General features: G+C 58.6%; 14 protein-coding genes. 2 read left to right on the top strand and 12 right to left on the bottom strand.

Annotation, left to right across the window (positions count from 1 at the left end):
• The 12 genes from WBR57_RS07535 to WBR57_RS07590 form a co-directional block, all read right to left on the bottom strand.
• Nucleotides 1-1,214 (bottom strand): IS4 family transposase (locus tag WBR57_RS07535; RefSeq protein WP_424083308.1); only part of this gene is annotated, 1,214 nt, incomplete at its 3' end.
• A gap of 236 nt (nucleotides 1,215-1,450) precedes the next feature.
• The gene (locus WBR57_RS07540; RefSeq protein WP_065908738.1) at nucleotides 1,451-1,678 is read right to left on the bottom strand and encodes a hypothetical protein; all 228 of its coding nucleotides are present in this window, start codon (nucleotides 1,676-1,678) and stop codon (nucleotides 1,451-1,453) included.
• Entirely contained in the window at nucleotides 1,675-2,394 is a 720-nt protein-coding gene (locus WBR57_RS07545; RefSeq protein WP_424083299.1) for a lipopolysaccharide kinase InaA family protein, read from the bottom strand. The genes WBR57_RS07540 and WBR57_RS07545 overlap by 4 nt, the downstream gene beginning before the upstream one ends.
• Nucleotides 2,395-2,398: 4 nt before the next feature.
• A complete protein-coding gene (locus WBR57_RS07550) occupies nucleotides 2,399-3,079 on the bottom strand; it encodes a class I SAM-dependent methyltransferase (protein WP_424083300.1) in 681 nt (226 codons plus the stop codon).
• A 188-nt stretch (nucleotides 3,080-3,267) separates the two neighbouring features.
• Complete coding sequence (locus tag WBR57_RS07555) at nucleotides 3,268-4,548, bottom strand: sensor histidine kinase (protein ID WP_424083301.1); 1,281 nt, start codon at nucleotides 4,546-4,548, stop codon at nucleotides 3,268-3,270.
• On the bottom strand, nucleotides 4,538-5,221 hold the full coding sequence (gene colR, locus WBR57_RS07560) for a two-component system response regulator ColR (RefSeq protein WP_003175870.1): 684 nt from the start codon (nucleotides 5,219-5,221) through the stop codon (nucleotides 4,538-4,540). Before colR ends, WBR57_RS07555 begins: the two co-directional genes overlap by 11 nt.
• Before the next feature lie 199 nt (nucleotides 5,222-5,420).
• Nucleotides 5,421-6,548 carry a metallophosphoesterase gene (locus WBR57_RS07565; RefSeq protein WP_424083302.1) on the bottom strand — a complete coding sequence of 376 codons (1,128 nt, stop codon included), beginning with the start codon at nucleotides 6,546-6,548 and terminating at the stop codon, nucleotides 5,421-5,423.
• Between the two features lie 171 nt (nucleotides 6,549-6,719).
• The gene (gene groL / locus WBR57_RS07570; protein ID WP_424083303.1) at nucleotides 6,720-8,366 is read right to left on the bottom strand and encodes a chaperonin GroEL; all 1,647 of its coding nucleotides are present in this window, start codon (nucleotides 8,364-8,366) and stop codon (nucleotides 6,720-6,722) included.
• Nucleotides 8,367-8,417: 51 nt separating this feature from the next.
• Nucleotides 8,418-8,714, bottom strand: a complete 297-nt coding sequence (locus tag WBR57_RS07575; protein WP_017846112.1) for a co-chaperone GroES — start codon at nucleotides 8,712-8,714, stop codon at nucleotides 8,418-8,420.
• A gap of 245 nt (nucleotides 8,715-8,959) precedes the next feature.
• Entirely contained in the window at nucleotides 8,960-9,436 is a 477-nt protein-coding gene (locus tag WBR57_RS07580; RefSeq protein WP_186690459.1) for an FxsA family protein, read from the bottom strand.
• A 66-nt stretch (nucleotides 9,437-9,502) separates the two neighbouring features.
• Nucleotides 9,503-10,234, bottom strand: a complete 732-nt coding sequence (locus WBR57_RS07585; protein WP_424083304.1) for a HugZ family protein — start codon at nucleotides 10,232-10,234, stop codon at nucleotides 9,503-9,505.
• Between the two features lie 106 nt (nucleotides 10,235-10,340).
• A complete protein-coding gene (locus tag WBR57_RS07590; protein WP_424083305.1) occupies nucleotides 10,341-11,348 on the bottom strand; it encodes a DUF481 domain-containing protein in 1,008 nt (335 codons plus the stop codon).
• Nucleotides 11,349-11,473: 125 nt separating this feature from the next.
• Between WBR57_RS07590 and WBR57_RS07595 the strand changes: the two genes are divergently transcribed.
• Complete coding sequence (locus WBR57_RS07595; RefSeq protein WP_424083306.1) at nucleotides 11,474-11,836, top strand: MGMT family protein; 363 nt, start codon at nucleotides 11,474-11,476, stop codon at nucleotides 11,834-11,836.
• A 43-nt stretch (nucleotides 11,837-11,879) separates the two neighbouring features.
• Nucleotides 11,880-13,412, top strand: coding sequence for an AmpG family muropeptide MFS transporter (locus tag WBR57_RS07600; RefSeq protein ID WP_424083307.1), 1,533 nt, complete (start codon nucleotides 11,880-11,882; stop codon nucleotides 13,410-13,412).
• The last annotated feature ends 160 nt before the right edge of the window (nucleotides 13,413-13,572 follow it).

The following is a 13,572-nucleotide window of genomic DNA, read 5'->3' on the forward strand; positions in this document are numbered from 1 at the left end:
GGTTTTTTAGGGCCGCGGGTGCTTTTGGAAACTTGCTTCGCTTTGATTAACCTCGCCAGTCCCAACAGCCGCTCTGCAAGTCCTCGCGGAGTCTGTTCAACTGGGAAGTTTTCCGCTGGCACAGCGATCAGCATCCCTTCGTAGCCACTACGAACTTGTACTGCCAAGTGGAAGATTGAAGCTTCCCAATCTGGGGGCTGTGTAGCTCGATGTGCCTGCTCAACGCTACGCTTGAGCACAGATAAAACGTTGTACGCCAGAACCGCCGATGCGAAGCCCAGCAAGGCTGCTTTGGGATTTCCCAGACTTGAAATTTCACTGTCCAGCACTGATTCCAAGCGTTGGAACATACCTTCGATACTCCAGCGACGCCGGTACAGTTCAGCAATCTGCCGGGCGCTGACCGTTTCGGGCAAATTGCTCCAGAACCACATCACTGAGTCGCCAGAGTCAGTCGGTGTTTGCAGACTCAACTCAACACGGCGCCAGCGCCGACCGTTTTTCACTTCAATGATTTGTTCGCGCACCGCACCACTTTCAATTACTCCGCATGCCTGCCAACTACCTTGTTCTAACATCGTCGGGTGCTTGCTGGGTTCGCGAACGATGAATGACGCACCTGTTTGCTCACAAGCCTGCAAAACAGGCAGCGTGCAATAAAGCCGATCAGCCATCCAGAGCTGCCCCATACGAGCATTTTTTAGCAAAGGCAGAACACTCACACGCTCACTGGCGTAGGCATCCTCACAAGGCTGAAGGTCAACGACCAAATCAAGATCCGGGTCGTAGACAACCACAGAGAATCCAGGGCGAGCAGCTGCGCGCTCGCACCGCAGCGGGCTTAAACGCTTTTCTGTGGACGGGAGGTGGTTACCGTCGACAATGCGCAATTGCCAGCCGGGTAAAATTGATGTGCAGCCCAGTGTTTCTAACGTAGGGGATAAACGCTCCGCGCTGCCTGAGACCAGTGCCCGAAGCAGCTCGGGCTCCGTTCGGTTTATCTTGTCGTAGAGTGCTGCAATGGTCACGGGCAGTTCATCCATTTGCTTCGCTGCAGCATGTAAAGAGGGCCTCAGGCCCAGCGAAACAAGGGACATCAGTTCAACGATGGTGGAGAACAGCAGCTCACGTGGATATTGACGCTGACGGTAATCTGCAAAGACCTGGTCCACCCACTGAGCTGGAACGGCCTGCTCTAGCACCAGCTTAGCCATGACGCTGGCAGGTGTTTTTCTTTCAAACCTTTCGAGAACTGCATCCCACATAGTTTCGTCACCCTGACTGAAGTTTTGGGGGATTTTAAACCAAGACCTTGAAAGGGATGGCTGTAAGAGTGGAACCATAGGCCGCCGTTACCGCAGCAACGGATATGCCCCCACCCCAAACAAAAACTCAGCCAAAAAAAAAGGGCCCCGCATCGCAAGGCCCTTTTCCACACATCCAAATCGTTTCAACTCTGCGGCCTCATCCCTTGCGACATCCCAAACATGAACAACAACAACTCATGATCAGGCTTGACCGCCACACTCGCCTTGGCCACGCGAGGCAGCAGGCATTGCCCGCCACCTTGCACCGCGCTGAGCACTTGTGTGCGAGGTTGCTCCCAGGCGGCCAAGGCAAGGGCTGCAACGCCCATCGCCCCGACCAGGAACAAACCTCGTGCTATTTCTAGCTTCATTTGGTTAAACCCTTGATAGCGCTGCCAAACGCCGTCTGGTAAAAGTAGCTGAGTTTTTCCCAATCGGTACTGTTCCACGACGAATGGCGACGCAGCTGCAGCATGTCATGGGACGCCGCCCGATAAGCGGTCAAACGCTGGCGGCATTTCTCGAAATCCAGCAACGCCACTTCCACATTGGCCGAGTCGCCCTCACCCGTTACCCGCACGAAAATATGCTTGATGTACAGGCAACCATGCTGCCAACGCCCCTTGTGCATACGTGCCAGGGTGCCGGCCAGTTCCTTGAGTACGCGCTCATGCACCAACTCGCCGTATTGCTCACGGCCACCCGCGGCGTACCATTTTTCAATTTCATCGAAGCCGTCGAGGGAAGCGGTCACCAGCAATGCCTTCCAGCGGTGCTCCGGGTCGCGGCGCGCCTCGCAAAAGACCATTTCCGGCACGCGTACATCCAACAGGCGCAGGCCCTTGAGGGCATCACGCTCGCGCAGCACAGTCGGGCGGCCGAATGGGTGCAACCAACTGCGGTAGATATGGCCGGTCTGGCGCTTGCTGTAAAGCAAGCGGCCATTGTCGCTCATGATCCGCTGTACACCACTCTCACCCCCACGCCGGCGATTGGGCTCTTCAACCCACTCGCCTTGCTGGCGCCAGAAATAATCAAATCGTTCTTCGGGAGCTATGTGACCGCCTGCTACGCACTCAACTGCCATCCTGCTACCTCTTGCGCAATACATACACTCGCCACATGGCGTAGAGCGGTATGAAGTCCAGGGATTCCTGGACACGAAAGCCGGCCTGCTCAAATTCTGCTTCCACAGTAGCAGCCGGTAACACAAATCTATTTTGGTAACCTTCCTGCTCACCGTTTTCGCGGCGCTTTCCTTCGAGCCGCTTGCGTTTCCACGCTTTGAAATTGCCGTCCACCCAAAGCGAAACAATCACGCTGTCACGGGTAACCCGTTGAAACTCCCGCAATATCGTCAGCCGATGTGCCGGGTCACCGATGTGGTGCAACAGGCGCATACAAAAAATGCTGTCGACCGAGTTATCCGGTAAATCGATATCGAACGCTGATGTCTGCAAGGGCCGTACCCGTTTCACTACATCCGCGGGTTGGGCAAGCGTAGCCACCTTCAACATCGACGCCGAATTGTCGGCACCAATAATCACGCGATTAGGTTTTTCCGCCAGCAGTGGCCAGAAACGCCCGGCACCGCACGGCAGGTCCAGCACCAGGCTGGGCTCACCGGCCATCGCCAACGCGCCGCGGGCCAATTGCTCATCGCGTTTGTGGGACAACCGGCGAGCCAGATTGTCCTGATGCTTGAGCAAATATTCGTGGGCGTGCTGATCGTCGTACTTTTCGGAAAATTCAAGCTTGATAGGGGAAGACATCAACGGATCTCCAGTAGCTGATGCCTACAACCTTAAGCACCCTCCTGTGATCAACTGGTCAACCCGTTGTGAAAAACTTGTCCTGTCCAATCTCATACATTTCAAGACTTTACAGAAACAAGCAATAGCATCGGGCCATCTTCGCCGAAGTACGGGGTACTTCGGCAGGATAGCGGTAGAGCCAGGCGTCAGCCTTTGACCTGACTGAGTTCGACATGAAAGCGGCAGCCATTCGGCTCCATGGTGCTCAGGCTGACGCTCCAACCCTGGTTCTCGCAGATACGTTGCACCAGCGACAAGCCCAGGCCCAGCCCGTCACCGCGTTTCTCGTTACCGCGTACAAAGGGCTCGAACATGGCCTCACGCTTGTCTTCGGGGATGCCCACGCCGGTGTCCTCCACCACAAAACCGCTGGGTTCCAGGGTCAGGCGGATGAAACCCTGCTCGGTGTAATGCAGGGCATTGCGCAGCAGGTTACCCATCACCGCATGCAGGAAGGTCGCGTTGTAGCGCGTATCCAGCGGGCTACCCGGCTGATAGATCAGCTCCAGGCCTTTGCGTTCGATAGGCTCGCGCCAGATGCCGAGCAGGTCATCGGCGACCTGCTCCAGGTTGACCTGGGGCGACATGGTGCCGTCGTCGTGTTCGGCACGGGCGAGCATCAGAAAGGTTTGCACCAGTTCACGCATTTCTTCACAGGCACGCGCGATGCGTTCGACCTGGTTGCGCCCGCGCTGATCGATGGCCGGGTTTTCCAGCAGCAGTTCGCAGGAGCTGGCCAGCACCATCAACGGCGTGCGCAATTCGTGGCTGACATCGCTGGTAAACAACTGCTCACGGGACAATGCCTGGCGCAAGCGCCCCAGCGTGGCGTCAAACGCCACCGCCAGTTCACCCACTTCGTCGGCCGCATAGTCTGGTGCCAGCGGCGGCGCAAGGCCCAGCAACTGGTCGCGGTGACGCACCTGACGAGCCAGGCGTACCACCGGCGCCATTACCTTGCGGGCCAGCACCCAACCGAGGAACACCGCCAGCGCCAGGCTCAGCACAAAGCCCACCAGTACCACGGCGAACAGCACGCGCTCACGTTCTTCGAAGTCGCTTTGATCCTGCAACAGCACGTAGCGCCGACCGTCGACCACTTCGACCATGGCGTGGTACGACAGCGCCTCACGGAACACTTCATGGAAGCCCGGCTCCAGATGGCGCAGGTCCTTGGGCAATTCGAAGTCGCCAGGGCCGCCACTGAAGTAAAACAGCTGGTCCGGCTCGGGACGGTGCCGCCAGTCCTCGACGGTGTCCATCAGCAGCAGGCGTTGCAAGTCGCCGCCCAGGCCCGCCGAGATCAACTTCTCTTCCACCAGGTGCACGGTCGCGACAATGCCCATCGCGAAGGCGCCCGCCACCAACGCGCTCATCAAAGCAAAGGCGATGATGATCCGTTGGGCAAGGCTTTGCTTAAACTCCATCTCGGCCCTCGGCCAAGCGATAACCGACACCGTGCACCGTTTGCAGCAATGGCTTGGCGAACGGCTTGTCGATCACTTGACGCAGTTGGTGCACATGGCTGCGCAGGCTGTCGCTGTCGGGGCAGTCATCGCCCCACAAGGCTTCTTCGAGGATTTCCCGGCGCAGCACGTGCGGGCTCTTCTGCATCAGCACCGCCAGCAGTTTCAGGCCGACCGGGTTGAGCTTGAGCAGGCGGCCTTCACGGGTCACTTCCAGAGTGTCGAGGTCGTAGCTCAGGTCACCGACTTGCAGCGCACGGCGACCACCGCCCTGGGCGCGACGCAGTACGGCTTCGATGCGCGCGGCCAACTCGGAGAGGGCAAAGGGCTTGAGCAGGTAGTCATCGGCGCCGGACTTGAAGCCCTGCAGCCGGTCATCCAACTGGTCGCGGGCGGTGAGCATGATCACCGGCGTGTCACGGCGCGCATCTTCGCGCAGGCGTTTGCACAGGGTGTAGCCATCGATGCCAGGCAGCATGATGTCGAGCACGATCAAGTCGTAATGTTCGGTGGCAGCCAGGTGCAAGCCCGACAAGCCGTCCTGCGCACAGTCCACGGTATAGCCTTTCAGCCCCAGGTAATCCGCCAGGTTGGCCAGAATATCGCGGTTGTCTTCAACCAATAAAATTCGCATGGGCAGTGTCTCCGTACGCGGTAACGGCCGTGATGGCTCGCGCAGCTTAAGGCCAAGTGTGACTCAGGGATAGAGCTGAAAAGCCCGCTGATAAAGGTTTTCAACTGATTGAATTGTCGAACGAGTTTTTCACTATAGCTTCACATATTCACTACGGTGTCAGGCCGAAAATCCCCTCACATCGGTATCCGACTCGCGGCTAGCTGGCGTCCGACGCTCGCCGGAGCGTGATGCGTGTCAGCTCCGCAGGCCTGCCAAGGCGCAGGGCAAATCCGGGCCATAGGGCGGTGCCATTGTTGACGTAGAGTTGCATGCCGCTGACGTCATATAGCCCGGACACAAACCCTGCGTTGGCCAGCGCAATGATCCTGTCGATACCGAGGATCATGCCACCGTGGGTATGGCCGGAAAGCTGCAGTGCCACACCTTGGCTGGCGGCATCACGCGCGTTTCGGGGTTGATGGTCCAGCAGGATAATAGGCACGTCTTTCGGCGCCCCCGCCAACGCCTGTTTGAGGTCCGGCGGCGGGAAGCCGGTTCTGGGTGCGGTGACATCCGTAACGCCGGCCAGGACTAGCTTCGTCCCGTTGCGCTCGATCAGCGTATGGCTGTTGGCGAGGGGGATCATGCCAAGCGACTTGAAGTGCTGCATCCAGGCTTGATTGTCGAAAAAATACTCGTGATTGCCAGGAATCACATACACGCCATCCGGTGCGTGCAGATCACGCAGCGCAGCAATATCCAGGGTCCGATTGGCGACTGAGCCGTCGATCAAATCTCCGGTCACCACGATCAGATCGACACCCAGGGCGTTTGACTCGCTCACCACCGCGCGCGTCCACGGCGCGTTGAACAGACGACTGATGTGCAAGTCAGTGAGCTGTAGAACGGTGTACCCCTCAAATTGCTCGGGCAGATTCTTGATCGCGAACTCGACATCCTTGACGGGTGGGACGCGTACCGCCTGCTGAACACCGACGGCTGACAACACCACTGCAGCAGCGCCAAGGCCATAACGAAGGCCCGTTGGAATGGTCAGCCTTCGCCGCTTGATCAACATGGCCAGCAACGTCCCCAGGTCGACAATAATCTGCAGCACTGCGATTAACAGAATCGCACCGAAGGCCCAATTGAAGAGCATCACCACGCCACGCGGAAACTCCGGGGAGAACACGCTGCCGGAGGAGAAACGCGCGTAAAGGTGATATTGCGAGGCGAGGATGAACAGCAGCACAACCACAATTTTGGCCGCTCGTGCCCACGGCATTGGCCAGATAAACCGGACGATTACGTAGATGCAAGGCAAGCTGAACATAAGGTGAAACATCTATTTTATAACTCCTGCCCGAGACGGCGCGCTGTGGCTAGACCTGTGGACAACGCGGCAAACCTGTTTGCTCAGTCATGCCCGCTTCGGACATCCGCTGAAAAATCGAATAAAAAAGCCCCGCCTGCATCACTGCAAGCGGGGCTTTTTCAGTAGCCGGGTAAGGCTGGCTTACATCATGCCGCCCATGCCACCCATGCCGCCCATGTCTGGCATACCGCCACCAGCCGAGCTTTCTTTCTTCGGTGCATCAGCGATCGCAGCTTCGGTGGTCAGGATCAGGCCGCCGATGGAGGATGCTGCTTGCAGCGCGGAACGAGTCACCTTGGTAGGGTCCAGGATGCCCATTTCGATCATGTCGCCGTATTCGCCAGTCGCGGCGTTGTAACCGTAGTTACCTTTGCCGTTCTTGACTTCGTTGACCACAACGCTTGGCTCGTCGCCGGAGTTGGCAGCGATCTGACGCAGCGGTGCTTCAACAGCGCGACGCAGTACGGCAATACCGACGTTCTGGTCAGCGTTGTCGCCGGTCAGGCCGGTCAGGGCTTCCAGGGCACGGATCAGCGCAACGCCACCGCCAGGTACCACGCCTTCTTCAACGGCTGCACGAGTTGCGTGCAGGGCGTCTTCAACGCGGGCTTTCTTCTCTTTCATTTCTACTTCGGAACCAGCGCCAACCTTGATCACTGCAACGCCGCCGGACAGCTTGGCCAGACGCTCTTGCAGTTTTTCACGGTCGTAGTCCGAAGACGTTTCGGCAACCTGGGCACGGATCTGGGTGATGCGAGCCTGGATGTCCTGCTCAACGCCAGCACCGTCAACGATGATGGTGTTTTCCTTGGAGATGGTCACGCGCTTGGCGCTGCCCAGGTTTTCCAGGGTGGCGCTTTCCAGGCTCAGGCCGATCTCTTCGGAGATAACGGTACCGCCAGTCAGCACAGCGATGTCCTGCAGCATGGCCTTGCGACGGTCGCCGAAGCCTGGAGCCTTGACGGCTGCGACTTTAACGATGCCACGCATGTTGTTCACAACCAGCGTCGCCAGGGCTTCGCCTTCAACGTCTTCGGAAACGATCAGCAGTGGGCGGCCGGCTTTGGCAACGGCTTCCAGCACTGGCAGCATTTCGCGGATGTTCGAGATCTTTTTGTCGACCAGCAGGATCAGCGGGCTGTCCAGCTCGGCAACCATGGTTTCTGGCTTGTTGACGAAGTACGGGGACAGGTAGCCACGGTCGAACTGCATGCCTTCTACAACCGACAGTTCGTTTTCCAGGCCAGTGCCTTCTTCAACGGTGATCACGCCTTCTTTACCGACTTTTTCCATGGCTTCGGCAATGATGTCGCCGATGGAGCTGTCGGAGTTGGCGGAGATAGTGCCAACCTGAGCGATAGCCTTGGTGTCAGCGCATGGCTTGGACAGGTTTTTCAGCTCGGCAACGATAGCGATGGTCGCCTTGTCGATGCCGCGCTTCAGGTCCATAGGGTTCATGCCGGCAGCGACGGCTTTGTAGCCTTCGTTGACGATTGCCTGAGCCAGCACGGTAGCGGTGGTGGTGCCGTCGCCTGCGTCATCGTTGGCACGGGAGGCAACGTCTTTGACCAGCTGCGCGCCCATGTTTTCGAAACGGTCTTCCAGTTCGATTTCTTTTGCTACGGAAACGCCGTCCTTGGTGATGGTCGGAGCGCCGAAGCTCTTCTCGATGATCACGTTACGGCCTTTCGGGCCCAGGGTCGCTTTTACTGCGTCAGCCAGGACGTTGACACCGGTGAGCATTTTCTTGCGGGCGGAATCGCCGAATTTAACTTCTTTAGCAGCCATGATCGATATTCCTTAAATACTTTGTAGTAACGGGAAAATGGGCGGGGAAAATCAGCCTTCCAGTACAGCGAGAATCTCGTTCTCAGCCATGACCAGCAGGTCTTCGCCGTCGACTTTCACAGTGTTGCTGCCGGAGTAAGGACCGAATACAACCTTGTCACCGACTTTAACGGCCAGCGCACGCACTTCACCGTTTTCTAGAGTCTTGCCTGGGCCTGCAGCGACGATCACACCGTGGTTGGCTTTTTCAGCAGCCGAACCTGGCAGAACGATACCGCCAGCGGTTTTCTTTTCTTCTTCGCTGCGACGGATTACGACGCGGTCGTGCAGAGGACGAAGCTTGCTCATTGTCGATCTCTCCTAATTGTGTTTTTCATCGGCCGGTGTCAGTACCGGCAGGTTTAATCCGGCGGTGCCGGTCGCGGTTCGCTGAGCGAAACGCGGAAGTCTGTCTGGTGTCGCCACCAGAAACCTTGCGGTGACCGTTACATAAGGGCGCATGAGGTTATTACAAGGGGCCGGGGATGATTTTTTTTGCGACTTCCGGCCCCAAAAGCAACACGGCACCCTAGGGTGCCGTGTCAGTGAAGCGGTTATTTATTGTCGCGATGTTCGAACTCACCTTCGATCACGTCACCTTCACGTCCCAACGGCTGACGCGGGGCCGGGCCGCCACGGGGTTGCAGGTCATCGGCAAACGCACGCTGGCGAATCGCGGCCTCTTCGGCACGCTGGCGCATCTTGCCGGCCAGCAGCTTGCGAGTCACCGGCAGCAACATCACCAGGCCAACCACGTCGCTGATAAAACCCGGCAGGATCAACAGGCCGCCCGCCAAAGCCATCATCAGGCCTTCAAGCATGGTCTGCGCAGGCAGTTCACCGCGGTTCAGGCTTTCACGGGCACGCAGGGCGGTGGCCAAGCCGGCGACACGCAGCACCAGAACGCCGAGCATCGAGCCGAGAATAATCAGCAGCAGGGCCGGGAAAAACCCGATCGCACTGCTGACTTGAACAAACACGAACAGCTCCAACACCGGGAACAGCAGAAAGAGCAATAAAAAAGGGCGCATCAAATGGTTCCTCAACGCAAGAATGCCTTGCCAGTCCACCTTAGATGACGTCGCCGTTTCGTGAATTCAAGCGTCAGCGGGCTCTTTTTTCGGCCAGACCTCAGCGTGGGCCAATGAAACCAGGGCTTCACGTACTTGTGTCGGCGTGTTGCAAGACGCTGCAAAGGGCAGCCAATGCAGGGATTGGCCGATACGCAAGTGCATGCCTTCACTGTCGATACCGGCCAGTTGCGCCGGCTCGTGGCTGGGCAAGCCGCCCAGTTCGACGTAATGCGCGATGGCCTTGGCGTGGTCGCTGTTCATGTGTTCGATCATGCTGCGTTCGGCCTTGCCGGCGAAGGGGTTGGCCAGGGTCAGTTGATCAATCCAATGAATTGCGCCAAACCCGCCGATGTAACGGTGACGTACCGGCTTGAGCACCCAGAAATCGAAATCGTGGGCCTTGTGGTAGTTGGCCGAATCAGGGAAGTAACGGTAGTAGCGCTCGGCCGCGGCCTCGATGGCTGCGCCATCCTCCAGTTTCTCGGCTTCGGCCAGGTAGGTCAGGCGCCCGACTGCCTGCACATCATCCGCTTCACGCTCACCTACCAGCAGCGAGCACTTGGGGTCTTTTTGCAGGTTATGGGTGTGTTGGGCGATGCGGCTGATCAGGATCAGCGGGCGGCCCTGCTCGTCCAGGCAGTAAGGCACGACCGAGCCAAAGGGAAACCCGGGCATGGCTTTGGACAATGTGGAGAGAGCCCCACGGTATTCCTTGAGCAACAGCTCTCGGGCGTTCTTGGCAACGTGCGCGCTCAACGTATGACTCCTCGGGTATTCCGCCGCCCATGGCATATGGGAATGGATCTCAACACAAGGTAATCACTATACGCGCAGGTTGCCAAGCGGGTTTTGTCAGGCCGGGTTACCAGGCCACGCCAAAGCCTGCGGTGTAGCGGGTCTTGCTCAGGCTGCTCTCCGAATCGCCGCTGATAATGTCGCGCTCGGCCTTGAGGTTGAGCGAAGCCCACTCGGTGACCTTGTAGCGCAGGCCGATTTCCGAATCGAGGGAGTACGCGGCCGGCCCGGAGAGTGGTTTGCCCAGCTCGCCGTTGGTGAAGAATTCCACGGTCTTGCCCACCAGGTAGCGGTTGTAGTTCCACTTCATGGCCAGGGAATAGAAGTTGTCCTTGCCGCCGTCGGCGTATTCGTAATCGGTGCGGTTGATCAGCGAACCGAGCGAGAACGCGCCCAGCTCATCATCCCAGAACTGGTAGCCCGGGCCGGTACCGACGGTGCGTTGGCGCGACAGATCTTCAACCTTGTCGCGCTTGTAGGTCAGGCGGCCCTGCCAGAACCAATGTTCGGTGATGAACCGGTCCAGGTCATATTCCAGGGCCCAGTTGTCGGTGGTGGTGACGTCATCCTGGAACTCGCGGTTGTATTCGCCCTGCCCGGTATGGCGCCATTGGCCATGACGTGCGGTGGTCTTGAAATCAACGTCGTAGTCATTGGTGTCTTTGTCGGCGCGCTTATAGTCCAGCGCCACGTCGACATTACCCTTCCACACCAGGTCTTCAATAATCGGCTTGGGCTTGAGGATCTGCTGGATGCTCGCCAAGTCCACGGTCTTGGGTGCTTCGCCATTGGCCAGGACCACCTTGCCATCGTCCGCCGCCTTGAGGGACTTGGCCTTTTCGCCGGTGTAGGCGTCCTGCTTGACCAGCAGCTCCTGGTCGCTTTCCAGGGTTTTCACCTGTTTCCAGTCCACAGGGATGGCACCTGCGTAATCGGTCTGGATCAGCAACTTGCCACCGTCGAAGACCTTGATCTTGCCGGTCAGGCGGTCACCGTTCTTCAACCAGACGGTATCGGCCAGCAAGGGCGTGGAGGCGCTGAAAACAGCGAGGCACAGCAGGGTTCTGGACAACATAAGCGAATAGTGAGCTCAAGGTTGGCGAAAGAAGGCGATTATCGTGTTAGATAGCTAGGACTGACTCAAGGATTTATGTTGAGTTCAATTCTCAACAGTACCATTACAGACTTTTCTTACAAAAGATGCCTACAGAACACTTATCGACCGAAAAACCCCAAAGCCCCGCTGAAATACGCCGCACCGCGCTGTACCTGACCCTGGCGCAGGTACCCGAAGGTTGCGTCGTGAGCTACGGCGAGCTGGCCCAGCTGGCGGGCCTGGGGCGCGCGGCGCGCTTTGTAGGGCGTACGCTGAGTCAGTTGCCCGAGGGCAGCAAGCTGCCTTGGCACCGCGTGCTGGGTGCCGGTGGTCGGATAAGTCTGCCGGCGGGGACTGCCTCGGGCGACGAGCAACGGGCGCGTTTGCGCGAAGAAGGCGTCACAGTGCGCAACAATCGCGTGGATATTCAGCGCCATGGCTGGCGCCCGGTAGAGCACAGCGGTTAGAGTGCGCGCTTTGTTTCCGTGAATCTGAGGCAGACTCCAGCCCATGCCCCGTAAAACCTGGCGCGCCGCGCTCGCCGCCTATGCCAGCCCCTCGACGTTAGTACTGTTGTTGCTCGGTTTTGCCGCCGGCTTGCCTTACATGTTGGTGTTCTCGACGCTTTCGGTGTGGTTGCGTGAGGCCGGTGTGGCCCGCGAGACCATCGGCTATGCGAGCCTGATCGGCCTGGCATACGCCTTCAAGTGGGTCTGGTCGCCGCTGCTCGACCAATGGCGCCTGCCGCTGCTCGGTAAACTCGGACGTCGTCGTTCCTGGCTGGTGCTTGCCCAGTCGCTGGTGATCCTCGGATTGATCGGCATGGGGTTCTGCGACCCTCAGAAACATCTGTCCTGGCTGATCGCCATTGCCGTAGTCGTCGCCTTCGCTTCCGCCACCCAGGACATCGCAGTCGACGCCTATCGCCTGGAAATCGCCGACGACAGCCGCCAGGCCGCACTGGCCGCCAGCTATATGTCCGGCTACCGCATCGCTGCCCTGCTGGCCACGGCCGGCGCACTGTTTTTTGCCGAAGGCTTCGGCTCCACCGGTTTCAACTATAAACACTCGGCGTGGACGGGCACCTACGTGCTGTTCGGCGTGTTGATGATCCCGGCACTGCTGACCACCCTTTTTATGCGCGAACCGAATGTGCCACTGCGGACCCAACTGCAGGCCGGGCGCTACAGTTTTGTGCATCAGCTGGTCTCTGTGTTTGTGCTGATCGTGCTGCTGGTTTCCGTGCCCGCGATGTTTACCCAGCTGTACAACACCGATTTTGCCAGCGTGCTGTTTCACGGCGTCAGCCTGTGGGACCTGCTGATGGAAGACCGCGCGTTCCTGCGCGCCATCCTCTACGTGACCCTCACCGCGCTGTGCCTGTCGGCGATGGGCCGTCGGGGCCTGGCGCCGGTGCTCACGCCGGTCAACGACTTTATCCTGCGCTACCGCTGGCAGGCGCTGCTGCTGCTGGGCCTGATCGCGACGTATCGCATGTCCGACACGGTGATGGGCGTGATGGCCAACGTGTTCTACATTGACCAGGGCTTCACCAAGGACCAGATCGCCGGGGTCAGCAAGATCTTCGGCCTGATCATGACGCTGCTCGGCGCCGGCATGGGCGGCCTGCTGATCGTGCGCTTCGGCATCCTGCCCATCCTGTTTATCGGCGGTATCGCGTCGGCCGGCACCAACCTGCTGTTCGTGATGCTCGCCGACATGGGCCCGGACCTGCAGATGCTGATCTTCACCATCTCCCTGGATAACTTCAGCTCGGGCCTGGCCACTTCGGCCTTCGTTGCCTACCTGTCGAGCCTGACCAACCTCAAGTTTTCCGCGACCCAATATGCGCTGCTCAGCTCGATCATGCTGTTGCTGCCACGCCTGATCGGCGGGTATTCAGGGGTGATGGTAGAGAAGTTCGGCTATCACAACTTCTTCCTGATCACCTGCATGCTGGGCGTACCGACGCTGCTGCTGATTGCGCTGCATTGGTATCAGGAGAATCGGCGGATCAAATTGAATCCCCCGGTAGAAGACTGACAATGTGGGAGGGGGCTTGCCCCCGATAGCAGGGGGGACTGTCAGTTTTTTTGTGTGCGGGCCGGTAACGGCCTGCCCTGAGGCAGGCCGTGCTTTTACCAGGTTGGCCTGATAAATCGATCTCCGTACAGAATCGCAAATTGATTCATCGCACTTTTCC

Source organism: Pseudomonas sp. (genome assembly GCF_049590575.1).
Lineage (GTDB): Bacteria > Pseudomonadota > Gammaproteobacteria > Pseudomonadales > Pseudomonadaceae > Aquipseudomonas.